This window comes from Neisseria sp. P0021.S007, from assembly GCF_051956855.1.
Map to the genome: position 1 here is coordinate 1 of NZ_JBQCXA010001109.1, position 530 is coordinate 530.

Below are 530 nucleotides of genomic sequence, written 5' to 3' on the forward strand. Positions count from 1 at the left end.
GTCCATACTCATCAAACTGTATTGAAAGGCCGTCTGAACGGCATAACTTTACATCCGTTCAGACGGCCTTAGGTTTTCAAAGCCCTATTTAAGAGGCTTGAGAGATTGTATCCAAAACTTCCTGCGCGTGTCCGGCCACTTTGACTTTGCGCCACTCATGGGCAATTTCGCCGTTTTCGTCCAACACAAACGTGCTGCGCTCAATGCCGAGGGATTCTTTGCCGTAAAGCTTTTTCAGCTTGATCACGTCAAACAGTTTGCAGACGGTTTCTTCTTTATCGCTCAACAATTCAAACTGGAAGCCTTGTTTAGCGCAGAAATTCTGATGCGATTTAACGCCGTCACGCGAAATACCGACAACGGTATAGCCCAATGCTTTGAATTGTTCCAATCGGGCATTGAAATCCAAGCCTTCGGTGGTACAGCCGGGCGTGTTGTCTTTAGGATAAAAATAGACAACCAACGGCAAATGTTCGGCGGAGTTAAAATCGCTACCGGAAGAAGATGGGAGTGTGAATTGATATTTTGAC

The 530-nt window shown here is 46.0% G+C and carries 1 protein-coding gene; it reads right to left on the minus strand.

Features of this window, described 5'->3' with window-relative positions; all coding sequences use genetic code 11:
- Positions 1 to 88: 88 nt before the first annotated feature.
- A partial coding sequence (locus ACTHUR_RS17775) for a peroxiredoxin (protein ID WP_440400053.1) occupies positions 89 to 530 on the minus strand: 442 nt, incomplete at its 5' end.